Here is a 24,170-nt window from a genome sequence, read left to right on the forward strand (position 1 = left end):
AATTAAAAAACTTTTTAATTTTCTATTGACGAAGAAGGCATAAACCATTAATTTATTGGAACCAAATCATTTATGCCCTGATAGCTCAGTTGGTAGAGCAAAGGACTGAAAATCCTTGTGTCCGTGGTTCGAATCCGCGTCGGGGCACCATAAAAAAGCCAGATCATTGATCTGGCTTTTTTTTTATCTTCAATCATCAAAACATTGCACACTACAAAACTCTATTTTTTTACAAGGGTATTTTTATACCCTAAAATAAGTTTTCGAATTAAATTAGAATGGGAGAGCAAGTGCACCTTGATTTTAATCCAAATAGTGAGCCAGCTGCTGAAATTAATTTTAATCAATTTCTTGATGTTGATATGAGAATTGGAGAGGTCGTTGAAGTTGAAGACTTTCCGGAAGCTAGAAAACCAAGCTTTAAGCTTAAAATAGACTTTGGTGATGGTGTAGGTATAAAGAAATCAAGTGCGCAAATCACTGTACATTATTCAAAAGATGAGTTGCTCGGTAAAAAAGTATTGGCCGTAGTAAATTTCCCTCCAAGGCAAATAGGCAAGTTTATGTCGGAAGTTCTTGTTATGGGATTTTCAGACAAAAACAATGATATTGTTCTTTTCGATTTAGATAAAGACGTTCCAAATGGTGCTAGACTTCATTAAGCGTCGCTCGAGGATACTTACTGTTGAATATAGGTGCTTGAGAGTGAATACTATGTATAAATTACATTATCTATAACTTTATTAAGTGATATTTATTGAATGTGATAGTTTTGCAAGATGAACACCAAGCTGAGGATAGATAATGCATAAGACTTTTATTATGTTTTTCGTTTTTATTACTCTTGTCTCTTGTAATGAAGCTGAGAATGCTAATAGCAAACTTCTAATAAATAGTTCGAGAAAGACGTATTCTTTATCAAAAACTGACCAGGACTTTCTTAATCTTTTTACCGTGGAAGAAGATGATACTTACTATTATACAGACCAATTTAAATTTATAAGCTTAAACGAAGATGTCAAAGAGGAAACTGTTAAGTGTCAAGTTTTCTATAGCGCTGGATTCGATAACTATACTGAGTTAGTCGAGTCTATTTATGATAAGTCTTTTTTTGATATTACTTTAATCTACTCATTAAATTATTATAAGCATGCTGTTAAGGATGTTCGCAATGAGTGTATTGAAAAATTACAAAACTTTAAAGATGCAACTTTAGCGCTTTCAAATATAGAGAAGGATAGAGTTCTTGCACATGAAACTCTTAGTTTAATTGATTCCAGTGAATCAATTCATGTTATTAATTCAAATATTGAAAAAATAGAATCAATTGAGGTTAAGGAAGCGTTAACTTTATATACATTGGGTGTTGATCAAGATATCGATATTTCTGAGGATGACCTCAACAAGCTAAGGAATATAGTTACTCTAAAGACAAGTACTCTCGCTTATAAGACGTTGGTTAATCATACGAAAGCAAACTATAAGGAAACTTGTTCTTACAATAGTAGAATCTTAAGAGATTATAAATGTAGATTGAAGTATCACCAATTAACTTATGACTATCTTAAGTCTAAAAATAAATAAAACATAATTAACTAATCAATACTTTGTTATTAATTAGTTAATTTATTATTTCATTGAAGATCAAAGAGTCATTAAGGTACTTACACTAGTGTTATTTGAATCTTCTTCATTCGGCCTTCACCGATCGAGACTGTTTTAACTTCTTTGTGCTTATCAAGGTGTTGATGAACAAGCCTGCGATCTGAAGAGTTTAATGCTTTAAGTGTGACTGGCTCACGAGTGTCTAGCACTTTAGCTGTCTCGCGCTCAACCATCTTAATAAGATAGTCTTCTTGATTCTTAATACCCTTACACTTAAAGTTTAGTCTGACTTCTCTTGGGACTTCAACACTGTTGTAGAGGTGTAGTCTTGTCAGGTGTTCAAGAGCTTGGAGTAGCTCATTATTATCACGTGTTAACATCTTCTCATCTTTTCCTGAAAAGAAGATTTTAATATTCTTTCCATTGAATGAGAATTTTGCAAATAGCTTTAAGTTTGCCTTCTTTATCACATCAATTAAGAAAGGCATCACGATCTTCTTATACGTTGGTCTAAGACTATAAGTGAACTTTGTAAGCCTTTTTCCAAATAAGAAAAACTTCTTACGTCCTGGTGTCGATTCATCAAGGCTTAGTTGAGAATCATACTTTATCTTAAAGAATTCAAGAGCGGCTTTTTTTGCACTTTCTTGAGAGTCTGCTTGAATCGTAAACTTTGGTGTATTTGGTTTCTTTTCTATTTTCTTAACTGGTTTTGTTGTCGATTGCTCATTTACAGGCGTTTTCTTCACTCTTTCTTGAGTTCTCTTCTTTGAATTATTTTGGGCGTTCTTGCGTACAGGTTTCTTTCGCTTATCTTTTTCCTCTTGAGTTAGAGGCTTGCCAGTCGTTCTATCGACAACTTTGTAAGTTTTACGATCAATGAATGGCTTCTTTGAAAGCTGCTTAGAAATATCATCTGGTCCAACTTCAAATTTTGGAATTTTATCGCCAATAAATTCTTGAATTGGGTCTAGGTATTCACAGTCATCAAAAGAGCAAAAGCTTATTGCTTCACCTTCTGAACCTGCACGCCCTGTACGACCGATTCGGTGAACATAGTTAGCAGCATCTTGAGGAAGATCGTAATTGATAACAAGGTTAACATCTTTAATATCAAGCCCTCGTGCTGCAACATCTGTACAAACAAGGATCGTCGTGTCTTTTGATCTAAAATCTTTGATTAGCTTTGTTCTCTTACTTTGAGAAAGTCCACCTGAGATTGCCTTTGCTTTGAAATCCATTGCGATTAGCCACTCAGCAACTAAGTGTGTTTGAAACTTTGTGTTACAAAAGACAAGTGCATATGCGTCTTCGTGGTTTCGGATGAGGTTTACGAGAAGGCCCATCTTTTCATTTTCGTTAACCATCGCTAGCTTGTGATCAATGTGATCAACAACCATATTATCTTCATTTAACTTAAGCTCAATCGGCGTTGAGTTAAATTTATAGGCCGTATTTAAAACTGCCATATTAGTCGTGGCCGATACCATGATTAATTGCCTGTCATCTGGCATTTGAGCAAGAGTGTATTCGATATCTTTTTGGAAGCCCATATCAAATAAACGGTCAGCTTCATCAAATACGATTCCGTATGTGCGATCAATGAGGACGGCCTTTTGCTTAAGTAGGTCCACTAAGCGGCCAGGAGTTGCAATAATGATATGCACACCCTTATTTATTTGCTCTTTTTGCTTTGCGAGGCTTTCACCACCAATAACGCAAATCGTTTTAATTCCAGAGTCATTACCGAGATCGTTAAAGACCTTTGCAGTTTGCTGCGCTAGTTCTCTTGTGGGAGATAGGACAACATAGTGAACATCATCAACTTTCACGAGGTCATCGTGAATGATGTGTTCGATGATAGGAATGGCAAATGACGCAGTCTTTCCAGAGCCTGTTTCAGCAAGGGCAAGTATGTCTTTACCTTCTAAGATTGGATCAATTGTAAGTTCTTGGATGGCGCTTGCTGTTGTAAAACCACATTTTTTAATGGATTCAAGGAGGCCTGCGCTTAAATTAAAGTCTTCAAATGGTATATTATCTGTCATAGCAATGAATATACGCTATATGACACATTAATCTAAGTAATTTCTTAACTTTCCTTATAATAACTGCGTTTCAGTACTTTTTTGCCAACAATTATTAAATTATTGCATACTATAGTAGAACAAGGGCCATAAATACCATTTGTTCAACTTTCAAACTATTTAATAGGGATAAGTATGAGTAACAAGAATGCAGGGTCTTGCTTATGTGGAAAGATTAAATTTGACCTTGAAGGAAGTTTTGAAAGCTTCTTTCTTTGTCATTGTAAGTATTGTCAAAAAGATACAGGATCTGCTCATGCGGCAAACCTCTTTACCACAAATTCAAAGCTAAGTTGGTTATCTGGAGAAGACCTCGTTAAGACATTTAATTTACCTCAAACAAGACACGTTAAAAGTTTTTGTACTAATTGTGGTTCAGCTGTTCCTAGCATTCAAAATAATGGTGACTTGATTGTAGTACCTGCAGGTAGTTTGGACGTTCCTGTTAGTATAAAACCTAATGCTCATTTGTTTATTGGAAGTAAAGCGAATTGGGAAGATGAGTTAGATGAACTACCTTCATTTGAAGGGCTGCCTAGGTAGTGTTGCTAAGTTTATGATTCTTATGAATTGAGAATTTCCGCTAGTACTTCTTGGCAGCTTTGGGGCGGCCTTAAAAAGTCGGGGGCTTTTGCAAGAATATCTTTAGTTCGATAGCTGATTAGTCCAAAATCACCCTTAAGCTTTTCAATTGTTTCTGTGGCCTCTGGCGACTCTGTTGTATTAGAGAGTATTCTTTGAATATTATCAGAGATAATATTTGAGATATCGTCTTCAAGTTCTTCGTCTAATCCAATTTCATTCATTTTCTTATAGATGAACATAAATGCATCAAGGTCATAAATATTGGCCATGACCTTTTCTGCAAATTGAGAAAAGTAGTAAGGAGAAAACTTTCCTAAGTGATTAAGGAGTAGCTCTAACTCTTGTTTCTTTAACTCACCAGATGGGAATTTGTTTAAGTGATTGGAGATAAAGTCCTTTTGTAATAAGGTATAAAAAGACATTAAATGCTTTGTTTCAATGTCTTTGTAAACTTCTAAGATTCCCTTGTAATCTGTTATTTCACTAAGTTGTTGCTTTATTTTTTCAAGCTCAATTGTATCTAGTTCTGATTGTTTCGTTCTTTCTTCACTGACAATCTCGTTTAAGCTATTTAGTAAATTCGATTCGTATTCAGTGATAGGACGTTTGCTATTTGTAAAAAAGTGTTGAGTAAATAGAGTTGGTGATGATGGCAGTCGTGCTAATTCATGGCCAGATGACCAATCTAATAGAAACCATTTATCTTTTGCCTTTGAATAGACAAGTTGTTCGACATGGAAATCTCCAATAGTTTGATAAATTGCACTTTGTTTTGCAAAGTCAAAAAGAGCTTCTTCAATATGAGCCTTTTCTACATCTGGTATTGATTTGTTATTTGTAAGAAAGTCTTTCAAGTCAAAGTCATTTTCTATTACATCTACAAGAAGGTAAGAGCTATCCTCATATGAATGAATCATTGGAATTGGAAGTTTGGTTTCTTCTAGCTCACTAAATCCTGCAAAGGAATGATTTATAAATCGCTTCCCATCATGAATATTATAATTCTTTTCTTGGTTTCCATGGGGAAGTCTAAGGGCCATATCTTGTCCCATTTCATTGTCGTGTACTTTTAATATTAAGGTCGTATTCCCACTTCCAAGGACTTCTTTGTAAATGACGCTCTTTCCACGTAGATGGATACTTTCACCAGCTTTAAGCTCCCCTGAAAGAATACTTTGTGCAAAGTTGTCATTGAAGACATCATCTGAATTAAACAGATGAAGATCTGCTGACCAAACTGAGAGGTTGAATGTGAATAGTATAAATAAGAATCTTATCATCATTAGTTAAGATGCAGATGAGGTGCCAAAAAACGAATGTTATTTCAGTGGGTTACGTGAGTCTTGTGTCTAAATAATGATCAAGTGTAGTATATGTAGAATAAAATTATCTTATATTCTAAGTCACTATATTCCCTAAACAAAAAGAATACCCTATGATAATTTTTTTAAGTGTTAATTTAGTGAGGAGATATGCAGAAGGCAACAAAACTTCGAATTGTCATAAAAAGAGATGGCAAAGAAAAAGCAAATATAAAACTTCCTATTTATTCTCTAAAGCATATCGAAACATTAATGCCAGATGTTGCATTAGTTAAATTAAAAGAAAGAAATATTGATCTTAAGAATATTGTCAAAAAAGTTAAAGATAGTGATTATAGGCCTCAAACACTTTTTGAGATTAATGACCCTAAAAAATCATATCGAGTTTGGATTGAATAAATATGTCAGATTATGAGTACCGAGAATATACAAAGAATACCGATGAAGTTTTTGAAATCGTTTCAAAGGTTAATGGCTATATCTTTAGTCTTCCATATAGTATAGAAAAAATGCGAGATAAAACTCGTCATTGTAAGAAGTTTCTTGCGCAGTTCTTCTTTGATGGTGATGAGCCTATTGCCTTTAAAATTGGTTATGATCGCGAGGATTATTTCTATAGTTGGATTGGTGGTGTTTCATCAATTTATCGTGGACAAAAGTTAGCAACAAAGCTGATGGAAAGACAGCATCAATGGGTAAGAGAGCAGGGATTCCAAAAATTGCGTACTCATACAGATGATCGTTTTCCTGAAATGATAAGTCTTAATTTAAAATTTGGTTTCTATATTTTTGAAAAGCGTTTTAAAGATGATGGTATCGAGCAAATCATCATGGAAAAGGAAATATAAGTTTCCAAATATGTTCACATTGTAAGTAAAAAGCTTATTCTTTACCTTAATTAGTTAGTAGTTTTTATAAAATCAGGCGATGATGGTTATAGTCTCATACAGGAGGTCTCTATGAATCGTTCATGGGTAATTGTCGCCAATAAATCTAGTGCTCGAGTTTATGAGCGTATTAAACGAAAAGATTTAAAACTAATAGAAAGTTTAGAAAATCCTACGGCCAAAAGAAGTGAGTCTGAACAGGTTTCTGATCGTCGAGGTTCAATGTCCCAAAGTCATAGTCATGGACAACAATCATTTTCGCCAAAGACAACAGCTAAAGAGCATAATGAAATTAGCTTTGCAAAAGAGATCAATGATTTTCTTGAAAAGAATCGTACAAGAAATAAATTTGATGAACTTGAAATCGTAGCGGCACCTTCCTTTCTAGGGATTCTTAAAAAGAACTTAGATAAAGAGCTAGGCAAGCAAGTCACTCAATATACAAATAAGGACTTTGGTGAACGCTCTGATCGTGAAATCAAAAAGTTAATCGCTTCTTAGGTGATTTAGTTCATTGTATTTAAGACTTTTAATTGAAACAAATGTAGGTGTAGGCAAACATCCTAAATACGCTGTAAAATAAGTAAGCTTAAAAACAAGGAAGTTTAAGTTTGCTATTTATTAAGTCTACATTTTTTAAAAGAGTTCTAATTTTATTCTTTTTTCTTATCTATAATCCAGTCAGCTCTCGTGCGAATGAGTGTGGTTGGTTCCTATCTGATTTCACTTCACCTGTTTGTACTGATGCTAAGTATATCTTTTGGACCGGAACAACAATTACTGCTGGTCTTCGTCTACTTAAACAAATTAAAGGCTTTGATGAAATCCAAAGAAGAGCAGTTGCTAAGAATCACCTAAAAGGCTTAGGTAAGTTTGGCGGGGATATTGGCTATGGTTATCTAAATGGAACATATATCTTAGGCAACTACTTATTAGGTGGTGCTAGAGGCGCTAAAAAAGCTTCTCATATGCTTCAGGCCACTTTCTATACTGTAGGGACAACAGTAGCGTTAAAAAGTATGATTCATGAAACGAGACCTGGTTATCCTCAAGAGCATGACTCTTTTCCTTCTGGGCATGCTTCGGCGTCTTTTGCATTTGCTTCTGTCGTTTTAGCGCAGGATGGTGTTTTGTGGGGGAGTTTGGCCCATCTCGCTGCAATATTTATCTCTTTTAGTCGTATAAACGACGAGTGGCATTATCTTCATGATGTTACAGCTGGTATGACCATTGGGATGAGCTATGCATGGGGGATTTACTTCAATAATATGGATTATGGAAAACCATATTGGTTCACAGTACTTCCTACTGAGAATTTAGATGGCCTAAGCATAGGATATGCATTAAGTTTTTAGGTATGAAAAACCTATTCTTATCTGTATTAATTTGTGTTTCACTTCCGTCATTTGCTTCTGATGGACTAATCTGTGCAATTGAATCAGCTACATATTATAAAAGAGTTCTTGAAACACAGAATCTAGAAGTTGATAAGTATAAGCATTGTACAATTTCTTGTATTGTTGGAATTGAATGTGGAGTTAAGCCTACGGCAATGATTGGTGTAGCAAAAGAGCTTTATGACTTATTTGGTGGAGGGACACCGGAGTTAGAAGATCTCTTAGCAAATTTAAGAGGATTGAGATTAAGTCAGCGCGGTGATATTCAAAACTTCGAAGAGTGTTCATCTCATTGCCAAGTCTATTATTCAAAATAATAAAAAAGGGCACTTAAAAGTGCCCTTCATATTTCTATAATTTAAAAATATATTAGAAGTCTTGAATTTCTGAAACAAGTTCAGGAGCGTCGATAAATGGATTTCTATTTCCTTGAATACGCTCAATCTTTTCATTTCTTTCTCTTTCATCAGCATCTACTGGGTCTTGCTTATGCCACTGGCGAAATAGTCTTTCTTGATGAGAGTTTAAGCTGCGGCCATAACGTACTGAGAAGTAGAACATTGCACGAGCGACATTTCCTTTGTGAAATTCTGGTGGCTCAAAAGTGTGGTTGTCAAATTTTGATACCTGACAATCATCAAGTCTTGCATTCTTACTATCAACTTCACCAAAGTTATAATTTCCTCTGATGCTATTTGCACGACTTTGAGTAGGAAAGAGGTGGTGAAGGTCAGACACTTGGTATCTTTGATCAGCTCCTCCAAACTTTGATTGTGGCCATGTATGCTCACAATTTACGACTTGGTGATTTGGTATTCTATTTCTTCCAATTGTTCCGATATTTGGTGTCGAGTTCGTGTAGACCTCATCGCAATAAACATCGCGAATATATTGTCCATGGCCTCCATCTCTTTTTAAGTGAAGTTCTCCAAAGAGGTATTCACGGGCCGTACGATAAGAGTTTCTGTAGTGACCATCTGAAGTCATTCTTTTTAAATTACTTTTTAAGTCTGAATTTGAATAAGATTTTGAAATTAAGGTTTTAAGTTGTTGAGGGTTGTAGCTTGCTGTCGCAGCGAACGACAGTAGGGTTACGAAGAGTAGTTTCATCTTCATTTTTTTCTCCAGTGGTCATTTTTTTCTTTGTGTGTGTACTTAATTTATAGGCCAGTTTAATTAATCTGTCTAATAAGAAAAATTAGACCCCCTTATATGTAATAAAATATTAGGAACTTATCTTAATATTTTGAAGGCCTTTTTTTTGACAACACTTGTTAACAAATAATTAAGTTTAGAATGTTATGTAGATGACGATGTGAGTTAGGTAAATATAAAAAAAGGTCCTTAATGATGCGTGGCTTATCTAAGATTTCCATTGTGTTATTACTCTCTGGGTTGGCCTTCCTTGTCATTCTCTACTTTCAAAGGGATGGAGTGTTGAGGGAGAAGTACCATGAAGAGTTTAAAAGTGATGCAAGGAAGCTGTCTGCAGGGATTGTGGCCGCTCGAAATTTAAGGAGCGAAGTACTTAGTACAATTGCACAATTTTTTTCATCGTCACTAAATGTGAATAAGTGGGAATTTCATAATTTCACAAATAATATGCTCTCAAAATTAAATATTTCTTCAATCTGTTATTTTGGCGAAGATGGAACAACATATAAAACTCTAAATAGTAGAAGAGATAATTGCGGTAAATATCAAAGTAAAAACTCTTCTGGTTTCGATAAAGACACCTCTAATGTTTATATCTTTCAAGATGTAAGCTCTGTTGACGGCACGAAAGGTCGCGCTCTAATGGTGTTTAAATTTAATTCACTAATACCTAGAGACCTTATGGAAGGTGGTCTTTCAGGGATTAGGATTAACTTACGAACTAGTCAAAGTGATCTAGATTCAGGGATGATGAATTACTTTAATGAAGAAGTTTTTATTGTTGACGGTAATCAAAATTACTATATAGAAGTCACAAAACCTGTTTCTTTCTCATCTCTAACTTTATCTTTTGACTATATTTTAATTCTTACGTTATTTGCGGCCTTATTTGGACTAGTTATCTACAACGTGGAATCAGCTTTAAAACGAGAAAAATTAATTTCTTTAAAAGTTAAAAAGCAAAAAAGAGCAATAGAGAGACAATATGATGAAATTGCGACGCAGAAGAAAATAGCTAGTCAGAATGAAAGGCTGGCATCAATTGGAGTTTTAGCAGCTGGAATAGGTCATGAGATAAATAATCCTTTATCTATTATTATTGGACAACTAGGGAAGTTAAAAGAGCTAGTTAATCGTCAAACTGATGTCGGCGAAAGACTCTTAAAGGTAGATAAATCAGTTAAAAGAATTGAGAGAATCGTTTCTGCACTTAGAAAATTCTCACGTCAGTCTAGAGATGATGCTGATGAGTCAGAAAAACTTTTTAATGTAAGTGCGCTTTGTATTGATACTGTTTCAATGCTTAAGGAATTATATGAAAAAGACGGTATTAAAGTTCTTCTTTCACTATCAATTGATGAAGACCTCTATATCAAAGGAGATAGAGGTAAGTTTCAACAGGTGCTGATTAATCTAATTTCTAATGCAAGAGATGCCGTTGAAAATCGGAAAAATGCACTCATAAAAGTTATCGTAAAGTCAGATAGCGAAAACATAGCCGTTTCAGTTTTAGATAATGGAGCTGGTATTACTAAGGAAGATCAGGAAAGGATTTTTGATCTATTTTATACAACTAAAGACGTTGGACGTGGGACAGGTATTGGACTTTCATTAACTCGTGAATTCGTCCAGGATATATTTCATGGAAAAATAAATGTTAGTAGTGAGATTGGAAAGGGGACTGAGTTTCAAGTTGTCGTTCCTGCATATATGGACGAGTCCAAGAAAGAGGAGATAAAGCAAGAAATGATGAATCAAAGTGTCGAAGTTAAAGCTAAAGAAATTAAATGTGTAAAATGTAATGCCTTAGTCGTTGATGATGAAGAAGGTATTAGAGAATTATTACAAGAGATGTTAATGGACTTGGGAATTAATACTAAGACTGCTGAAGATGGAAAAGTTGCCTTAGAGATGTACTTAGATGATCCAAAGGAATTCGATATCATCATTTCTGATTTAAAAATGCCAAATATGAATGGCCCACAGTTATTGAGAGAAATTCGCTCACATAAGAACCTTAATCAACCCAAGTTCATATTAACCAGTGGGTGCGTAAACTTAAATTTTGAAGGTTCAGACAAGGATGTATATGAATATGTAAATGGATTTATCTATAAACCATTTACTGAAGAACAGTTGATTGAAAAGATCAATGAAGTCTTGTCTAATCAGGAACTTAAATCGGCAGCATAAATTCAATGTAAACTTAATGTTAAGATTTGATCATTATTTTGCCGGGCCCTTTAAAATGCTCCCAAGGTGCAGTATTATTAACTTGTAGGGAAACTTAACGCATTTCAATTCCCGAAGGAAATGGGAGGTTATTTATGAAGCGTTTATTATTGTTTGCCATGATTTTTAGTTCGCTATTTTCATACGCTGAAAAAGATCGAAATATTTCAAGCGTAGGAAATGAAGGTAGTTACTCAAACTCAGCGGCTTATGTCGAAGACAAGATTCCTGAAGATTCAAGAGAGAAGGATGACTCTCGCCAAAGGATATCTCGAGACTATTTTGAAAAATATGTTCATCCAGAAATACACGATAAAAAATTTAGAGAAGATTAAACAAGGGCCACTTTTATAGTGGCCTTTTTATTTAATTACTATTCATTATGCTCTTTACTTGAGATTGAATATCTTTGAATTGTTTTGAGTCAAAATCAATATTCTTTGCCGCGCTTTCTACATCAAAATCAACATTTTTGTTATTCATCTGCTTTGAAGCAAGCTTTCTTCCTAAGTCAGATAATTGATTCCATTCTTGGTCAGGCATCGCCGCAAGTTTAGACTTTGCATTATTTGCTTCTTCTGGGCCAATAATTCCTTTTGCTACCATCTTATCAATCATGGAGGCAGTCATATTTCGATCAACACCACTGGCCTGTAGTGAGAAATTAAAAAAGAGGCCAAAAACAACTAGTCCTAAATACTTCATATTGTATCCTTTTCTTACTTCACAAAATTATACGATAAGGTCCAGGGCCTACAAAAACCTTACGAAATTTTAGTACGTTATCGCCATTTTTCTTGTTAATATGAGTTTAAAATTGACCACAAAAATTGGATAAAATAGGAGGTCGTGATGGAATTTCTCCACACAATGGTTCGTGTAACTAATCTTGATGAAAGTATGGACTTTTACTGCAATAAATTAGGGCTTAAAGAAGTCCATCGTATTGAGAGTGAAGCTGGACGTTTTACACTGGTTTACTTAAGTGCTCCTGGTGATGTTGAAAGAGCAAAGAAAGAAGAGTCTCCACTTATTGAACTGACATATAATTGGCCAAATGAAGATGGAAGCTTTGAGCAAATGCCAAATAGTAGCCGTAATTGGGGACATCTAGCATTTAGAGTTGAAAATATTTATGAAACTTGTGAGCGTTTACAAGAAATGGGGATAACGATAAATCGTCCACCTCGTGATGGATATATGGCGTTTTTAAAATCTCCTGATGATATTTCAATTGAGCTACTTCAAAAAGGTGAAGCTCTTGAACCAAAGTCTCCTTGGAAAGAAATGGAAAACACTGGAACTTGGTAGAATTATAAATAGACGTTGCCATGATTCCTACTTACAATGGAATTATGGCAATTTCAGATGATGAACTAAATGAAAAAAGAGACTTAAAATACTATTTCACTTTCGTGGTATTAGGAGTTTTAACAGGAATTGCTTCTTCAGTTTTTCTACATCTTCTAAAGTTAGTTACTACAACGCGATTTAAATACCCAGCTCTTATTTATTTCTTACCTATTGCAATGGTCGTTGCAAATTTTTGTTATAAAAAGTTTTCTCCAATTAGTGAGCAAGGAAATAATCTGATCATTGATGAGGTTCATCGACCTAAAAGAAAAATACCATTTATTATGATTCCTCTCATTATGTTTTCAACTCTTATATCCCACTTATTTGGAGCAAGTGTTGGACGAGAGGGAAGTGCTGTGCAAATGGGAGGCGCCATCGGCGAGCAATTGGCAAAACTCTTTAAGCACTCAAAAAGAAAGCGTGCCGTTCTATTAATGGCCGGCTGTGGGGCCGGATTTGGAACGGCCATAGGTGCACCATTGGCAGGTGCAATCTTTGGTATTGAGGCAATTTATTTAAATGTAAGGATAAAGCTTTCAACATTTCTGGAATGTTTGATCGCTTCATATATTGGCTTTTACACGACTCATTTACTATATGCACCTCATTCAACTTATATACGATTTACAAGTTTGGACTTTAATTGGCATTGGCTTTGGTATTCAATCATTGCAGGGCTATTCTTTGGTGCTCTTGCTAGAGGATTTATTTTACTGATCGATAATGTGAAGTCATTTATTAAAAGCTTTGGTAAGCCTCTACTTATAACTTTTCTAGGTAGTTTATTATTAATAATGATTTACTACGTATTAGATGACATCTCTAAACAAAGATATACAGGGCTTGGTATCGAAGTTATTCAGCAGGCCCTTGTTGAGTTCGTATCAATAAAGGATGTTATTTTAAAATTTCTACTTACTGCGATATCCTTAATATCTGGAATTAAAGGGGGAGAGTTTACTCCCTTAGTGTATATCGGTACGACTGCTGGTTCATGGCTTTCATCAGTTTTAACGATAAACCCTAATCTTTTGGCCGCAATCGGCTTTTGTGTCGTCTTTGGAGCAGCTTCAAATACACCTCTCGCTTGTATCGTTATGGGAGCTGAAATATTTGGCCATCATATTTTACCCTATCTGATCGTTGCCATGATTATTGCTCAAATTGTTTCAGGTAAGGAAAGTATTTACTCAGCTCAAATTCTTAAAAAGATTAATAGTTGAGTAAAATGCTTCTGACTTAAACTCGCAAATAAAAATTTTTTCTTTTCAAATAGTTTTCAAAATTTCTATAATGACTTGTTTACATTTAATTATATACTTTCAGGGAGGAAAGAGATGAGAAAATCAACGCTATTGATTGCACTAATCACTGCAATCTTTTCAATTCAATCTTATTCTTGTGATATTCACGGAAAAACAGGTTTCATGCCAACAAACGATATGTATCGTGGAGTTGATGCTCTAACAGGTAATGGAATGACTGAAGAGCTTTTCAATATCATTATCGATCGTGCAAATGAAGTTTATGCTCCAGTAGTAGAAACAGAGGGTGCAACTCTTAAGTTTCACCGCAAGTGGGAAGACGGAACAGTAAATGCATACGCTAACCAAGCTGGCGGAGTATGGAATGTTCACATGTTTGGTGGTCTAGCTCGTCATGAGCTTGTATCTCCAGATGGATTTGCACTAGTAGTATGTCACGAATTAGGACACCACCTAGCAGGTGCTCCAAAGATCAAGAGATTTTGGATCCCATCATGGGCATCAAACGAAGGTCAATCTGATTACTGGGCATCACTTAAGTGTTTCAGAAGAATCTTTCAAGATGACAATAATGCTCGTATCGTTTCAAAAATGGAAATCGATCCAGAAGTTGAAAAGAAGTGTGATTCAGTATGGTCTGATGAAAATGAAAATGCACTATGTAAGAGAATGGCACAAGCTTCTAAAGGTTTAGCAACTCTTCTAAACTCTGGACGTCCAGTATCTTTTACAACTCCAGATTCATCAGTAGTTAGAAAAACAGATGATAAGCACCCAGCAGGTCAGTGTCGTCTAGATACTTACTTCCAAGGAGCTCTTTGTGATAAAGATCTAAATGAAGATGTATCTAAAAGAGATGCAACTATTGGTACTTGTAATAGAATCGATAATTACGAAACAGGTATTAGACCACTATGTTGGTATAAGCCAAAAAATATGTAATTTCTTATTAAGTTAGATATTGATATAAAAGAAAGGCAGGTGAAAACCTGCCTTTTTTTATTTTAGAACTTCTTTTATTTTTTCTAGATTTCCATCTATCGTATATTGATTTTCAAGACCTAAGATTCTAAGGATAAGAGGGAAGATATGAATATTCTCTTTTGATTCTCCTAAGTAACTCTCTTTAAAGTCGGGGCCACTTGCATAGAATATTCCATGCATATCCATATCTGAATATTGATCCCAACCATGAGAGGCCTTAGGCATTTTAAATTCTGTTGCGGCAATCCAATATCCATCTTGAGCGATACAGGCAAAATTACCAACTCTTGGACTTGATCTGAAGTGTAGTTTTTCTGGAGTTGAATCTTTATCAAAACATTTAAAATTCTGTGCTAACTTATTGATAGAGCTAATATCTTGGGAGATATTTCTTTTGTTCTCTTTTAAGTAGAATTGAACAATCGGACCTGAACCGTAGATTCGATAATCCTCTTTCATGCTAAGAAGTTCCTCATTCTTAAGAATTAATTCTTTCTTATTTTCGTCTACATCCTTCATTCCATGGTCTGAGACAATGATGATATTTAAGTTAGGGACAATCTTTCTTGCAGTGGCAATAAAACTTTCTAACGTTTTATCTACTTTTAAAATCGCTTCTTTTACTTCTTTGGAGTTTGTTCCATAGTGATGTCCTGCTGAGTCTACGTCTGGAAAATAAAGTGTAATAAAGTATGGCCTTTCCTTTTGAGGAAGTTTTAGCCATTCAATGATTTGTTTCGTTCGCGCCTCATGTGGCATTGTGTGAATATAGTCATACCAATAACTTGGCCTTTGGCCACTGATCTCGGCTTCAGAGCCTGGCCAAAATAGAGTCGCAGACCTAAGTCCTTGCTCTTCTACAGCTGACCAGATTGGAGTGGCAAGATAGAAGTCTGAGTTTTTAACTGCTTTGCGATCTCTAAGTGAGTAACTTTGGTTTAAATCAGGTGCATAAAAGTGATTGGCCACAATTCCATGATTCATTGGATATCTGCCAGTGGCAATAGATAAATGATTAGGAAAAGTCTTAGTCGGGTATGCTGGAACAAGGCTCTTTAATTGTGTCCCACTCTTTGCAAACTGAGAAATAAACTTCGGTGAATATTTCTTAGTGTAGTCGTGACGATAACCGTCAAGAGAGATGAGAAGAACTGGGTTGATGTTTTGAAGTTCTTCGACTGAAGCAGCATTGGGGTTCTTCTCTTCTATGTGATAGCTATTTTTAAATTCTGAGTCATTCTTTGTACATGATATTAAGAGTACAAGAATAGGTAAGATAATTCTTAACATGAATAAATCCCTTATTTTAAGTCATTAATAATGACATTTTAAGGGATGATCCTAACTTTTGTATATTAGGAATTAATAACAGTTATAATCATCAAACTCGATATCTTGATAGGCGAATTTCAATGTTCTTATATGATCAAGTGGAATATCAATTTCTTGGCGAAATAGGCCATCGATATCTTTTGTAAAAATGATCCCGTCAACTACTTGGTACTCTACTGTTTCTATCGTCATGGTAGAAACCTCCCTTTCAATCTTCTTCATTGAAGAATTCTAATAATTTGAAAGTTTAAGAACAAGTAAATTTTTTCTTAAGAAAGCCGGTAATAGAGGAGTTCTAAAGGATTTCTTAAGGTTTGTTATCTGTTAAAAAGTGGGTGAGTTCCTATCCCTGTGTATTTAGTAGTGATATAGAAGATAACTGCAATAAAAGTTGTTACGATAACTGTGGATAGTAAGAACGTTAAATTATCTGAGATATTTTTGGACTCCATAAGCTTTACGAGCTTCTGTTGACCCCAAATGCCTCCACCAATGGCCAATGCGAAAACAATTGCCGTTGAAAAAAGGGTGAGTGTGATATTCATAGGCGCTGAATAGCTACTAGACTCTTGTGGAGCAGGGGACTTTGTGGCCTTCTTTTCTGGCATAATGAGATCTCCCCCTGATGTTTTAGCATCAAGGGATACTTCTCTTTTTACCGAGTTTGTTGGTAGATAAAATCTCGAAAACGCAGGCTTTTCATTGGACTGGTATGCCTCAATTGTAAAATTGATATGAATATCTTTATCCACGACGTTACCGCCATCAAAAGTTTTGCTCCAGTTGATATCAAAATCAAAACGATCAATGATAAAGCTGCCTTGAAAATAATGTCCTTCTTTTTCTGTCCATGGATCGCTTCTTTTACCAAGATAAGTGATTTTCACAGGTACTGTTTTTTGAACTTTCTTAATTTTGACCTGGATCTCAGTTTTTACTTCTTTTTCTTTTATTGAAAATGGTTGTACAGACTGAAACTTAATTACAGGATATTTCTTTGCATCAAAGAAATCGTCTTTTTTTAGGTGTTGATCACGCTTTTTATCAAAAGTATTAATCGAATTAACTTTGATTTGGCCAACAAGGTTTGAGATGGTCTTATCTTTCATATCAAAGTAGATTTTATAATCTTCAAATTGTCCCTCAACGTCTGTTAAGGCCATATACTTAACTTTGAACTTTAACTTAGAATGCTCTTTGTTAACTATATATGAAGCTGGATGTACATTTACAAAAGACAGGCAAAGAATTAGTGCAAAAAAAAGGTGCCAAATTTGGCACCCTTTATATTTCTTACTTAACGTATTTTTCATTATAGTCCTCAATTCCAAGGTTAATTACTTTCATTGCATCTTCAGCACCGTATAGGTCTGTGATTTCAACTTTTGCTTCACCTTCTTTTACAGGAATTTCTTTATAAGTTAGGAAGTAGTGCTTAAGTTCTTCTAAAACAGCAGTTGGAACTTGATCTACATCTGTGATGTGCCCAAACATTGCATCGTCTTTTAGAACAGCAATGATTTTATCATCAATTTCACCACCATCTAGCATTCTGAAACCACCAATAGGAACACAGTTAACTAGGATATCACCTTGCTTAATATTCTTTTCTGTAAGAACACAGATATCAATTGGATCTAGATCACCAACAATTCCTGTTCTTCCTGTTTCTGACTCAGCAAAGTCAGCAGATTTCTTATCTGAGTAAGTGCGTGGAATTAATCCATATAGTTGTGGAATAATATTTGAGAACTTTTGTGGACGATCAACCATTAGGTAACCGCTTTCTTTATGAACTTCATACTTAACACGGTCATTTGGTGTGATTTCAATATATGCGTTTAGAACTCTCTTTGATTCGTCATCCCATGTCTTGATACCATGCCATGGATTTGGTCTAAACATTTGTCCGTACTTTTCTAAAAACTCATTTAGCTCTGCGTTATTCATTATTAATCCTTTGAAAAATATTTGCCAATAACTTAGCACAAAGAGAATTAACTAGGAAGTAAATAGGAGCTCAAATCTTATTTGGTAAAGAACTTGATGATTTCAGCAAAGGCCGACTTTCTTTTGACTTCAATCTCACTTTGAGACATCTTTTTCAGTGCTTCGGCGCTTTGTGTCGTGGCATTGTAAATACCAATCTTAGTCTCTATTTCTGCAAGAATCTTCTTTAGGTAAGCCTCTTCTTTAGGATCGAGCTCATCTGAACGAAATAGGATATTTGCTAAGTGATGCAGTTGAGAGAGGTGGGCCGGATAATTAACATGCCCAATGAACTCGTCTGGTCGATGACGTTGTTCAAGATCTTGACGTAAGATCTCCTTATCCTCTTCATTTAACTTTGCATTATGGATAAATTCCTGAATAAGCTCTCTTTCTTGCTCGGAAACAATATTATCGAGATGAGAGAGCGCAATTAGGGTTCTCCACATATTAAGGAAACTTTCGTATTTCTTTGTATCTGTTAGCTCATTCATATTAAAATACTAACATAATTGAGAATTCAATGACTTATAGAGGATATACTTTGCCTAGTAAAAAGCATCCTATAAAGAAGGTATAATAAAGAAGTGTTTTAATGGGCGATTATTTTTATCGCATATAGGTTTATGAAAGTAGAAGATTACTCTAAGAAAATTTCACAGATGAATAGTGAGCAGCGTAAGCAGCTTGATCGTATTCGTTCAGGATATCGTGAAAATCTTAAGAACCTAGAGGATAATAACGAAGAGAAGTTAAATACTCTAAAGCACAAATACTCGAAAAAACAAGATGCTCTCATCAAAGATAATCAATCGAAATTAGAGATTGCTGCCAAGAAGGCCAAAGAGGCCATCGCTAAATCTAAAGAATTCTTTCGCAATAAGAATGAGCAAACACAAGAAGAATTTCGTAAAGTTTCAAAAGAGCAAAAAACAAACTTTGATGAAAAGCTATCTACTTTAAAAAAGTCATATTCAGATACAATTGAGCAGCGAGAGAAGACATTCTCTAATAGCCTAACTTCTCAAAAAAGAAGAGCAGATGAGCGTGTCGAGTTAAACCAAGACCGCTTTCAAGATAAGATTAAGGAACTTCATAAGCATAGTGAAGAATCGACTGAGAAGTTAAATAATGACTTTGCTAAACTTGAAAAAGAGCAAGTTAGAAAGAATCGAAAAGAATTAAATGAATTAAAGTCTCAATTCACTCTAGAAAATCATGAGTTAAAAAATGATGCTAATAAAACACTACGTAAGGTAGTTGATGAAGGCAAAAGACGTGAAGACTTCCTTGTTGAAACGAAGAAGCAAGCTTTAGAAGAGGCCAACGAATCATATGTTAGAGAATTAAATAAGAAGCAAGAAGGCGTTGATCAGATTGCTCGCGACCTACACCTTAAAACACAAAAAAATCTTCAGGAACAAAGGCTTGCTCATCAAGTTGAAGTCAGTGATATCCTTCGCGCAGAAAAGAATAAGCGTGAGGATATTAAAAGTAACCACAATGTTGATATTGCTCGATTTAAAAGTTCTCAATCAATGAAGGCCGTTGAGGATGCAGGCATAAAAGATACTTACGAGCAGAAGCTTGAGCGTCTAAAGCAATTAAACGCTGATATTATTAATGATTTTGAACGAAAGTTAGTTCAAAAAGATATTGGTGTTACAAAGAGAATTAAAGAGCAGTCCCTTGATCAACAAGAGCGCTTTATTAATTTTAAAGATGATATGAGAGCGAATATGGATCAGATTCAGGCACGTTCTCAAAAACAACATGAGATAAAGAAAGCACAATATAATCGCAATATCACTCATGAAAAGAAAGTTGCTGAAGATAATATGCTTCATAAAGAAAATCAATATCGTGATCTAATGCAGAGTCAAAGAGAGCACTTTAGAGATAATCTTATTCGTACAGAAGAAAAGAGTGTGGAAACCGTAAACTCTCTTCAGGAATCATTTAGAGAAGAGAAAGAAGAGATTAATGCTCGTAATCGTCGTATGTATGAAGATACACTTATGACTCATCAAAAAGAGATGGATCAAAAGATCGGTGATATTCAAGCTTCTTATGAAAAGAAGTTTCAAGACCAACAGGCACAGCTTAAGAAAACACTTGCTGAAACAGAAGAGAAGCTTCATATGCTTACTGAAACAGGCAAGCGTAGACAACAAGCTGAAAATGAGTTCTTTCAAGAGCAAAGCCGTATGCAACGAGCTGAGATGAAGGATAGTGTTGATCATATTAAGGATCAGTTTGAGAAGCGTTTCCAATCACTTCGTGATGATTTCAACACAAAGCTTAAGATGATGAAACAAGAAAATGAAGTTAAGCTTTCACGTATGACTCATAACCATAATATGGAAAAACAGAAAATGACGGCCGATCATAATACAGATATGCGCCGTAAGCTAAATATGGCCCAAAAGAAATTAGAGCGTCAGATGAGTGATTCTAAAAGGCTTAGAGATCAACTCGTATCTAGTTACGAAGAAAAAATTAAAAATCTAAAAAAACAATATGAATTAAAACAAATTGAAGAATATAAGAAAGTTTAATGAAGATAGTTGTCCAAAGAGTTTCAAGTTCCCAAGTCAAAGTTAATAATGAAATCGTCGGCCAAATAGAGAAAGGTCTTAACCTTTTAGTATGTATCGAACACGATGATACAATGCAGACTCTTAAAAAAGCCGCTGATAAGATTGTCGCCTTAAGAATTTTTTCTGATGAAAGCGGACGCATGAATAAATCCGTTGTTGATATTGAGGGAAGTATTTTGGCCGTCTCACAATTTACCCTTTCTTGGAATGGAAAGAAGGGGAATCGTCCAAGTTTTGATGGAAGTGCCAAACCTGAAGTCGCTCAGAATTTATTTAATGAATTTGTTAAATTACTAAATGAAAAAGTTCCAGTAGAAACTGGTATTTTTGGAGAAAGCATGGCCGTCGTCATAAATAACGACGGGCCAGTGACATTTCATATTGAATTCTAAGAATTGATAAAAGTTATGCTGTAACTTTTGAGTTTTCTGATGCTTTTTCTTTTCTTTCAATAGCAACAGCTGCTTTCCAGATCCCTGCAAAAATAAAAGCAAAGATAACAAAAAAAGTTGCGATGTGAAGTACTTCGATCGTCATCGATGAAGCAATCATTTCTTGATTTCTAACAGGCTCAAGCATTTCACCCTTAGGTACAATAGAAGTTTCGTAAACTTTAGCGTTTGCCATAAGGTCTCCGTAGTAGGTTTAAGTTGTCGATATCCCGAATATATTAAACAATTTTAAAATAAAGTCTAGTAATATCTTAACCTCTCTTAACTTTTTGAAACATGCTCTAGGTCATCTTTTCAGAAGTTTTAAAAATGAGTACATATTTCATAGTATTTGTGCCAGTATGGACAAACAAAATTACGTTTGATAAATATTTTTTATTTTAACTTAGGGGGAGAAATGAAATTTTTAAAAATGGCCCTTCTTATGACTATTTTATTTAGCTGTAAGGAATTTAAGGGTAATTTATCTGTCACTTCAGAATTAAACTTAAAAACATCAAAAGATAGCCTAACTCTAGCTCCAGGTGAGTACCGTACAAAGGTTAAATTTGTAGGTAAGAGAAAAATGGTTATTAAAGTTGCAGATGAAAAACTAAAAGTTAAGTTTGATGATAAGCTTAAGCTTCCATCAAATGGTGAATTCTTTTTAGACAAGCTTGATACTTCATTAAATTATGACATTGCTGGAACAATTTCAACTGAAGTTGAAACAGGTCCAATCCGTCATCGTAGTGAGTTCTGTGAAATTACTCATCCACAAGTTGTTTGTAACAGACGTGGAGAGTGTCGTACAATCTATCGTCGATTCCCAGGACGTACTCACGTTGAATATCGTGTTGATACAGTGACTAAGGAATTTGCTCTAGACTTTACTGATGCAGGTCAGACTTATTCAACATTTAGCTCAACAGATGTTAGTAGAGATACTGTTTATCTTTATAGAGGACATTGCGCTATTTACTAGACTAAAAAAATATTCAAGCAAAAATATAAGGGCTTCTTTTTAGAAGCCCTTTTTATTTATTTCATCTATTTGTTCATTAAGAGTCCAGAAGTCGTATAGAATCCCGAATAGGAAGAATCCACCAGTTAAGAGATAGAGAACTCCCATAATAATTTTACCTTGGTAAAACTTATGAAAACCAAAGACTCCTAAGAAAGTTAGGAGAACCCAAGCAATATTGTAGTCCAATACTCCGTCGTAGTAGCGTACATCACATTCTTCATCCATGGCCGGAATGAGAAAAATATCAATAAGCCATCCCACACCAAAAAGACCTAGAGTTAGCATCCAGATTGTTCCTGAAACAGGTTTACCATAGTAGAAGCGGTGAGAGCCCATAAAGCCAAATAGCCATAGAATATAGCCCATGACTTTACTGTGAGTATTATTAGGTAGTGTATTTTGATTCATTATTTATACTCCTTAGTTGCCCATGGAGGTGCCTTACTGTCAGATAACATTTGATCAAATGAGTTTTCAATCTTTTCAAAAATCTCTTTTGCCTCAAAGAAGTCTTCCAATTCTTCAATTTGTTCCTCTTCTTCTAAAGAGAGGGGAATACCAGTGATGATGAAATTTAGTTCACTACCTTCACATTTTGCATTGATGTAAAGTGTGTGAAAGCGCATTTCTTCATTTTGATACTTGGTAAGCTTCGAACCAGAAAGAAAGAGATGGTATTTATCATTAGTATTTGCACCAATTTCTGTTTGGAAAAAATACTCAATATCGTTAAATTCGCAAGAGAACTTCATAATTTGCTCGTTGGTTTATTAGATTTAAATTTCCTATACAATATAATTATACTAGACTTGGAGATATATGTGAAAGTTGATTATCTTAAATCACAAAATACTGATGACTTAAATGGAGATAACGTGAGCGAGCAGGATAACAAGCAAAGGCGAGAGCCGCGACGAATTTTAGTTGGTGGAGATAAGAAAACTCTGCCGCTTAATGATCAAGAAATTTTAATTGTTGCTTCAAAACTTAAGAAATATATCAAAGACAAACATGGCCTTAATACTTCGGCCAACGTGATGCAGGTTCTATCTGATATTGTTAGAGTAAAGTGTGATGCAGCAGCTGAGCGCGCGATGCAAAGTGGCCGCAAGACTCTTCAAGATAAAGACTTCTAATAAATGAGTAAATTAGAAGAAATTGCAAATCAGGTTGAGCTTTTTTCCTCAAAAGAAAAAACTTCAGTAACTCTCTTTGGTGGGAGCTTTCACCCATTTCATAAAGGACATCTTGAATGTCTTAACCAATGTTCTAAGTTTGAGGATAATATCATTATTGTTCTCGACTACAGTCATTGGAAGTCTAATGAGCAAGACGATCCATATGGTGAGTACTTGAAGATTAAGTACATGACTGAAGATCGTTTTCAGATTTATACGGGCTTTTGGGCAAAGAAGCAGCGTCGGCCTACGTATGAATGGTTAAAAGAAGTCGACTACCCTGAGGTTAATTGGCTTATGGGTGATGATACATTTGGTTCGTTCTTGCAATGGCATGAAGTTGAGAAAGTATGTCAAAAGCTTAGCAAGGTCTATGTTGTTCCTAGAGAAGAGAAGATGGCCCAATATCGTGAGGTTGAGAAGGTTATTAAAGAATATAACCCTAAGCTAGAGGTGATTTATCTAGAGCCTCATGAGTTTCAGGACTTGAGTTCTACTGAGATTCGAGAAAATAAATAAGAGAAGATTGTTTATAATAAGGCTAAGAATTAAGGCTAAGAATTATGGCTAAGAATTAAGGCTAAGAATTAAGGCTAAGAATTAAGGCTAAGAATTAAAGCTAAGAATTAAGGCTAAGAATTAAGGCTAAGAATTAAAGCTAAGAATTAAAGCTAAGAATTAAGGCTAAGAATTAAGGCTAAGAATTAAGGCTAAGAATTAAGGCTAAGAATTAAGGCT

The 24,170-nt window shown here is 34.9% G+C and carries 30 protein-coding genes and 1 tRNA gene; 19 read left to right on the plus strand and 12 right to left on the minus strand.

Annotation, left to right across the window (positions count from 1 at the left end):
* Window positions 1–74 precede the first annotated feature (74 nt).
* From ACMAZI_RS14160 to ACMAZI_RS14170, 3 genes are all read left to right on the plus strand, one after another.
* Window positions 75–150: transfer RNA gene (locus tag ACMAZI_RS14160), tRNA-Phe, on the plus strand.
* A 140-nt stretch (window positions 151–290) separates the two neighbouring features.
* Window positions 291–662: a tRNA-binding protein gene (locus ACMAZI_RS14165; protein WP_114706414.1), complete on the plus strand. Its 372-nt coding sequence runs from the start codon at window positions 291–293 to the stop codon at window positions 660–662.
* 142 nt (window positions 663–804) lie between these two features.
* Window positions 805–1,584 (plus strand): hypothetical protein, encoded by a 780-nt coding sequence (locus tag ACMAZI_RS14170; RefSeq protein WP_412474365.1) that lies wholly within the window; start codon window positions 805–807, stop codon window positions 1,582–1,584.
* A gap of 80 nt (window positions 1,585–1,664) precedes the next feature.
* Here the strand turns inward: ACMAZI_RS14170 and ACMAZI_RS14175 are convergent, their stop codons facing one another.
* Window positions 1,665–3,653: a DEAD/DEAH box helicase gene (locus tag ACMAZI_RS14175; RefSeq protein ID WP_412474366.1), complete on the minus strand. Its 1,989-nt coding sequence runs from the start codon at window positions 3,651–3,653 to the stop codon at window positions 1,665–1,667.
* A 174-nt stretch (window positions 3,654–3,827) separates the two neighbouring features.
* On the opposite strand from ACMAZI_RS14175, the gene ACMAZI_RS14180 reads away from it, so the two are divergent.
* On the plus strand, window positions 3,828–4,235 hold the full coding sequence (locus ACMAZI_RS14180; protein ID WP_114706412.1) for a GFA family protein: 408 nt from the start codon (window positions 3,828–3,830) through the stop codon (window positions 4,233–4,235).
* Window positions 4,236–4,255: 20 nt separating this feature from the next.
* Here the strand turns inward: ACMAZI_RS14180 and ACMAZI_RS14185 are convergent, their stop codons facing one another.
* Entirely contained in the window at window positions 4,256–5,557 is a 1,302-nt protein-coding gene (locus ACMAZI_RS14185) for a hypothetical protein (protein ID WP_412474444.1), read from the minus strand.
* A 192-nt stretch (window positions 5,558–5,749) separates the two neighbouring features.
* On the opposite strand from ACMAZI_RS14185, the gene ACMAZI_RS14190 reads away from it, so the two are divergent.
* The 5 genes from ACMAZI_RS14190 (at window position 5,750) to ACMAZI_RS14210 (ending at window position 8,200) form a co-directional block, all read left to right on the plus strand.
* Entirely contained in the window at window positions 5,750–5,998 is a 249-nt protein-coding gene (locus ACMAZI_RS14190) for a hypothetical protein (protein WP_334679253.1), read from the plus strand.
* 2 nt (window positions 5,999–6,000) lie between these two features.
* On the plus strand, window positions 6,001–6,447 hold the full coding sequence (locus ACMAZI_RS14195) for a GNAT family N-acetyltransferase (protein ID WP_334679252.1): 447 nt from the start codon (window positions 6,001–6,003) through the stop codon (window positions 6,445–6,447).
* Window positions 6,448–6,558: 111 nt separating this feature from the next.
* Window positions 6,559–6,987 (plus strand): host attachment protein, encoded by a 429-nt coding sequence (locus ACMAZI_RS14200; protein ID WP_114706408.1) that lies wholly within the window; start codon window positions 6,559–6,561, stop codon window positions 6,985–6,987.
* A 110-nt stretch (window positions 6,988–7,097) separates the two neighbouring features.
* Window positions 7,098–7,841, plus strand: a complete 744-nt coding sequence (locus ACMAZI_RS14205; RefSeq protein ID WP_412474368.1) for a phosphatase PAP2 family protein — start codon at window positions 7,098–7,100, stop codon at window positions 7,839–7,841.
* 2 nt (window positions 7,842–7,843) lie between these two features.
* Window positions 7,844–8,200, plus strand: coding sequence for a hypothetical protein (locus ACMAZI_RS14210; RefSeq protein WP_114706406.1), 357 nt, complete (start codon window positions 7,844–7,846; stop codon window positions 8,198–8,200).
* A gap of 52 nt (window positions 8,201–8,252) precedes the next feature.
* Here ACMAZI_RS14210 and ACMAZI_RS14215 read toward each other — a convergent pair whose 3' ends face one another.
* Window positions 8,253–8,999, minus strand: a complete 747-nt coding sequence (locus ACMAZI_RS14215; protein ID WP_114706405.1) for an endonuclease I family protein — start codon at window positions 8,997–8,999, stop codon at window positions 8,253–8,255.
* 321 nt (window positions 9,000–9,320) lie between these two features.
* Between ACMAZI_RS14215 and ACMAZI_RS14220 the strand changes: the two genes are divergently transcribed.
* The gene (locus ACMAZI_RS14220; protein WP_158536819.1) at window positions 9,321–11,231 is read left to right on the plus strand and encodes a hybrid sensor histidine kinase/response regulator; all 1,911 of its coding nucleotides are present in this window, start codon (window positions 9,321–9,323) and stop codon (window positions 11,229–11,231) included.
* Between the two features lie 134 nt (window positions 11,232–11,365).
* The gene (locus ACMAZI_RS14225; RefSeq protein ID WP_114706403.1) at window positions 11,366–11,605 is read left to right on the plus strand and encodes a hypothetical protein; all 240 of its coding nucleotides are present in this window, start codon (window positions 11,366–11,368) and stop codon (window positions 11,603–11,605) included.
* 31 nt (window positions 11,606–11,636) lie between these two features.
* Here the strand turns inward: ACMAZI_RS14225 and ACMAZI_RS14230 are convergent, their stop codons facing one another.
* Complete coding sequence (locus ACMAZI_RS14230; protein WP_114706402.1) at window positions 11,637–11,975, minus strand: 30S ribosomal protein S20; 339 nt, start codon at window positions 11,973–11,975, stop codon at window positions 11,637–11,639.
* Between the two features lie 147 nt (window positions 11,976–12,122).
* Here ACMAZI_RS14230 and ACMAZI_RS14235 point away from each other — a divergent pair, with 147 nt between their 5' ends.
* The 3 genes from ACMAZI_RS14235 (at window position 12,123) to ACMAZI_RS14245 (ending at window position 14,833) form a co-directional block, all read left to right on the plus strand.
* The gene (locus ACMAZI_RS14235) at window positions 12,123–12,581 is read left to right on the plus strand and encodes a VOC family protein (protein WP_114706401.1); all 459 of its coding nucleotides are present in this window, start codon (window positions 12,123–12,125) and stop codon (window positions 12,579–12,581) included.
* A 44-nt stretch (window positions 12,582–12,625) separates the two neighbouring features.
* Window positions 12,626–13,849, plus strand: a complete 1,224-nt coding sequence (locus ACMAZI_RS14240) for a chloride channel protein (RefSeq protein ID WP_412474369.1) — start codon at window positions 12,626–12,628, stop codon at window positions 13,847–13,849.
* A 114-nt stretch (window positions 13,850–13,963) separates the two neighbouring features.
* Window positions 13,964–14,833, plus strand: a complete 870-nt coding sequence (locus ACMAZI_RS14245) for a hypothetical protein (protein WP_114706399.1) — start codon at window positions 13,964–13,966, stop codon at window positions 14,831–14,833.
* A 57-nt stretch (window positions 14,834–14,890) separates the two neighbouring features.
* On the opposite strand, the gene ACMAZI_RS14250 is transcribed toward ACMAZI_RS14245, so the two are convergent.
* The 5 genes from ACMAZI_RS14250 to ACMAZI_RS14270 all read right to left on the minus strand — a co-directional run bounded on the left by ACMAZI_RS14250 (window position 14,891) and on the right by ACMAZI_RS14270 (window position 18,690).
* Window positions 14,891–16,165, minus strand: a complete 1,275-nt coding sequence (locus tag ACMAZI_RS14250; protein ID WP_114706398.1) for an ectonucleotide pyrophosphatase/phosphodiesterase — start codon at window positions 16,163–16,165, stop codon at window positions 14,891–14,893.
* Window positions 16,166–16,237: 72 nt separating this feature from the next.
* Window positions 16,238–16,429, minus strand: coding sequence for a hypothetical protein (locus ACMAZI_RS14255; RefSeq protein WP_133296905.1), 192 nt, complete (start codon window positions 16,427–16,429; stop codon window positions 16,238–16,240).
* Window positions 16,430–16,524: 95 nt separating this feature from the next.
* Window positions 16,525–17,520 carry a YceI family protein gene (locus ACMAZI_RS14260; RefSeq protein WP_114706397.1) on the minus strand — a complete coding sequence of 332 codons (996 nt, stop codon included), beginning with the start codon at window positions 17,518–17,520 and terminating at the stop codon, window positions 16,525–16,527.
* Entirely contained in the window at window positions 17,501–18,157 is a 657-nt protein-coding gene (locus tag ACMAZI_RS14265; RefSeq protein ID WP_114706396.1) for an inorganic pyrophosphatase, read from the minus strand. Before ACMAZI_RS14265 ends, ACMAZI_RS14260 begins: the two co-directional genes overlap by 20 nt.
* A gap of 77 nt (window positions 18,158–18,234) precedes the next feature.
* Entirely contained in the window at window positions 18,235–18,690 is a 456-nt protein-coding gene (locus ACMAZI_RS14270) for a DUF533 domain-containing protein (protein WP_412474370.1), read from the minus strand.
* A 132-nt stretch (window positions 18,691–18,822) separates the two neighbouring features.
* On the opposite strand from ACMAZI_RS14270, the gene ACMAZI_RS14275 reads away from it, so the two are divergent.
* Both ACMAZI_RS14275 and dtd read left to right on the plus strand, forming a co-directional pair.
* Complete coding sequence (locus tag ACMAZI_RS14275) at window positions 18,823–20,754, plus strand: hypothetical protein (RefSeq protein WP_412474371.1); 1,932 nt, start codon at window positions 18,823–18,825, stop codon at window positions 20,752–20,754.
* The gene (dtd, locus tag ACMAZI_RS14280; protein ID WP_412474372.1) at window positions 20,754–21,188 is read left to right on the plus strand and encodes a D-aminoacyl-tRNA deacylase; all 435 of its coding nucleotides are present in this window, start codon (window positions 20,754–20,756) and stop codon (window positions 21,186–21,188) included. Before ACMAZI_RS14275 ends, dtd begins: the two co-directional genes overlap by 1 nt.
* 13 nt (window positions 21,189–21,201) lie before the next feature.
* Here dtd and ACMAZI_RS14285 read toward each other — a convergent pair whose 3' ends face one another.
* On the minus strand, window positions 21,202–21,423 hold the full coding sequence (locus ACMAZI_RS14285; RefSeq protein ID WP_114706392.1) for a hypothetical protein: 222 nt from the start codon (window positions 21,421–21,423) through the stop codon (window positions 21,202–21,204).
* Between the two features lie 222 nt (window positions 21,424–21,645).
* Between ACMAZI_RS14285 and ACMAZI_RS14290 the strand changes: the two genes are divergently transcribed.
* Window positions 21,646–22,212, plus strand: a complete 567-nt coding sequence (locus tag ACMAZI_RS14290) for a hypothetical protein (protein ID WP_114706391.1) — start codon at window positions 21,646–21,648, stop codon at window positions 22,210–22,212.
* 39 nt (window positions 22,213–22,251) lie between these two features.
* Here ACMAZI_RS14290 and ACMAZI_RS14295 read toward each other — a convergent pair whose 3' ends face one another.
* Together ACMAZI_RS14295 and ACMAZI_RS14300 are read right to left on the minus strand one after the other, a co-directional pair.
* The gene (locus ACMAZI_RS14295) at window positions 22,252–22,662 is read right to left on the minus strand and encodes an NINE protein (RefSeq protein WP_114706390.1); all 411 of its coding nucleotides are present in this window, start codon (window positions 22,660–22,662) and stop codon (window positions 22,252–22,254) included.
* On the minus strand, window positions 22,662–23,006 hold the full coding sequence (locus tag ACMAZI_RS14300; RefSeq protein WP_334679244.1) for a hypothetical protein: 345 nt from the start codon (window positions 23,004–23,006) through the stop codon (window positions 22,662–22,664). The genes ACMAZI_RS14295 and ACMAZI_RS14300 overlap by 1 nt, the downstream gene beginning before the upstream one ends.
* Window positions 23,007–23,075: 69 nt before the next feature.
* Here ACMAZI_RS14300 and ACMAZI_RS14305 point away from each other — a divergent pair, with 69 nt between their 5' ends.
* Both ACMAZI_RS14305 and ACMAZI_RS14310 read left to right on the plus strand, forming a co-directional pair.
* Window positions 23,076–23,390 (plus strand): hypothetical protein, encoded by a 315-nt coding sequence (locus ACMAZI_RS14305; protein ID WP_334679243.1) that lies wholly within the window; start codon window positions 23,076–23,078, stop codon window positions 23,388–23,390.
* 3 nt (window positions 23,391–23,393) lie between these two features.
* On the plus strand, window positions 23,394–23,951 hold the full coding sequence (locus ACMAZI_RS14310; RefSeq protein ID WP_114706388.1) for an adenylyltransferase/cytidyltransferase family protein: 558 nt from the start codon (window positions 23,394–23,396) through the stop codon (window positions 23,949–23,951).
* The last annotated feature ends 219 nt before the right edge of the window (window positions 23,952–24,170 follow it).

This window comes from Halobacteriovorax sp. YZS-3-1 (assembly GCF_047084945.1).
Classification (GTDB): Bacteria; Bdellovibrionota; Bacteriovoracia; order Bacteriovoracales; family Bacteriovoracaceae; genus Halobacteriovorax_A; species Halobacteriovorax_A vibrionivorans.

What these genes read in the sequence shown, in the direction of transcription:
- ACMAZI_RS14170 (WP_412474365.1), top strand. Translation starts at nt 805, where the DNA reads ATGCATAAGACTTTTATTATGTTTTTCGTTTTTATTACTCTTGTCTCT.
- ACMAZI_RS14175 (WP_412474366.1), bottom strand. Translation starts at nt 3,653, where the DNA reads ATGACAGATAATATACCATTTGAAGACTTTAATTTAAGCGCAGGCCTC.
- ACMAZI_RS14180 (WP_114706412.1), top strand. Translation starts at nt 3,828, where the DNA reads ATGAGTAACAAGAATGCAGGGTCTTGCTTATGTGGAAAGATTAAATTT.
- ACMAZI_RS14185 (WP_412474444.1), bottom strand. Translation starts at nt 5,557, where the DNA reads ATGATAAGATTCTTATTTATACTATTCACATTCAACCTCTCAGTTTGG.
- ACMAZI_RS14190 (WP_334679253.1), top strand. Translation starts at nt 5,750, where the DNA reads ATGCAGAAGGCAACAAAACTTCGAATTGTCATAAAAAGAGATGGCAAA.
- ACMAZI_RS14195 (WP_334679252.1), top strand. Translation starts at nt 6,001, where the DNA reads ATGTCAGATTATGAGTACCGAGAATATACAAAGAATACCGATGAAGTT.
- ACMAZI_RS14200 (WP_114706408.1), top strand. Translation starts at nt 6,559, where the DNA reads ATGAATCGTTCATGGGTAATTGTCGCCAATAAATCTAGTGCTCGAGTT.
- ACMAZI_RS14210 (WP_114706406.1), top strand. Translation starts at nt 7,844, where the DNA reads ATGAAAAACCTATTCTTATCTGTATTAATTTGTGTTTCACTTCCGTCA.
- ACMAZI_RS14215 (WP_114706405.1), bottom strand. Translation starts at nt 8,999, where the DNA reads ATGAAGATGAAACTACTCTTCGTAACCCTACTGTCGTTCGCTGCGACA.
- ACMAZI_RS14225 (WP_114706403.1), top strand. Translation starts at nt 11,366, where the DNA reads ATGAAGCGTTTATTATTGTTTGCCATGATTTTTAGTTCGCTATTTTCA.
- ACMAZI_RS14230 (WP_114706402.1), bottom strand. Translation starts at nt 11,975, where the DNA reads ATGAAGTATTTAGGACTAGTTGTTTTTGGCCTCTTTTTTAATTTCTCA.
- ACMAZI_RS14235 (WP_114706401.1), top strand. Translation starts at nt 12,123, where the DNA reads ATGGAATTTCTCCACACAATGGTTCGTGTAACTAATCTTGATGAAAGT.
- ACMAZI_RS14240 (WP_412474369.1), top strand. Translation starts at nt 12,626, where the DNA reads ATGGCAATTTCAGATGATGAACTAAATGAAAAAAGAGACTTAAAATAC.
- ACMAZI_RS14245 (WP_114706399.1), top strand. Translation starts at nt 13,964, where the DNA reads ATGAGAAAATCAACGCTATTGATTGCACTAATCACTGCAATCTTTTCA.
- ACMAZI_RS14250 (WP_114706398.1), bottom strand. Translation starts at nt 16,165, where the DNA reads ATGTTAAGAATTATCTTACCTATTCTTGTACTCTTAATATCATGTACA.
- ACMAZI_RS14255 (WP_133296905.1), bottom strand. Translation starts at nt 16,429, where the DNA reads ATGAAGAAGATTGAAAGGGAGGTTTCTACCATGACGATAGAAACAGTA.
- ACMAZI_RS14260 (WP_114706397.1), bottom strand. Translation starts at nt 17,520, where the DNA reads ATGAAAAATACGTTAAGTAAGAAATATAAAGGGTGCCAAATTTGGCAC.
- ACMAZI_RS14265 (WP_114706396.1), bottom strand. Translation starts at nt 18,157, where the DNA reads ATGAATAACGCAGAGCTAAATGAGTTTTTAGAAAAGTACGGACAAATG.
- ACMAZI_RS14270 (WP_412474370.1), bottom strand. Translation starts at nt 18,690, where the DNA reads ATGAATGAGCTAACAGATACAAAGAAATACGAAAGTTTCCTTAATATG.
- ACMAZI_RS14275 (WP_412474371.1), top strand. Translation starts at nt 18,823, where the DNA reads ATGAAAGTAGAAGATTACTCTAAGAAAATTTCACAGATGAATAGTGAG.
- dtd (WP_412474372.1), top strand. Translation starts at nt 20,754, where the DNA reads ATGAAGATAGTTGTCCAAAGAGTTTCAAGTTCCCAAGTCAAAGTTAAT.
- ACMAZI_RS14285 (WP_114706392.1), bottom strand. Translation starts at nt 21,423, where the DNA reads ATGGCAAACGCTAAAGTTTACGAAACTTCTATTGTACCTAAGGGTGAA.
- ACMAZI_RS14290 (WP_114706391.1), top strand. Translation starts at nt 21,646, where the DNA reads ATGAAATTTTTAAAAATGGCCCTTCTTATGACTATTTTATTTAGCTGT.
- ACMAZI_RS14295 (WP_114706390.1), bottom strand. Translation starts at nt 22,662, where the DNA reads ATGAATCAAAATACACTACCTAATAATACTCACAGTAAAGTCATGGGC.
- ACMAZI_RS14300 (WP_334679244.1), bottom strand. Translation starts at nt 23,006, where the DNA reads ATGAAGTTCTCTTGCGAATTTAACGATATTGAGTATTTTTTCCAAACA.
- ACMAZI_RS14310 (WP_114706388.1), top strand. Translation starts at nt 23,394, where the DNA reads ATGAGTAAATTAGAAGAAATTGCAAATCAGGTTGAGCTTTTTTCCTCA.